At 51.6% G+C, this 308-nt stretch carries 1 rRNA gene; it reads right to left on the bottom strand.

The window, feature by feature from the left end:
- A 23S ribosomal RNA gene (locus lacNas_RS11730) occupies positions 1-308 on the bottom strand; the annotation flags it as partial.

Here is a 308-nt window from a genome sequence, read left to right as displayed (position 1 = left end):
GCGACCGCCCCAGTCAAACTGCCCGTCAAACACTGTCCTCGGCCTGGTTTACACGCCTGAGTTAGAGCATCCGTCAAGCAAGGGTAGTATCCCAACAGCGCCTCAGATAAGACTGGCGTCCTATCTTCTCTGGCTCCTACCTATCCTGTACATGCTTGACAGATACCCAATATTAAACTGCAGTAAAGCTCCATGGGGTCTTTCCGTCCTGTCGCGGGTAACCCGCATCTTCACGGGTATTATAATTTCACCGAGTCTCTCGTTGAGACAGTGCCCAAATCATTACACCTTTCGTGCAGGTCGGAACT

The organism is Lactobacillus nasalidis, assembly GCF_016587775.1.
GTDB lineage: Bacteria > Bacillota > Bacilli > Lactobacillales > Lactobacillaceae > Lactobacillus > Lactobacillus nasalidis.
This window is presented reverse-complemented; position numbering and strand designations above follow the sequence as displayed.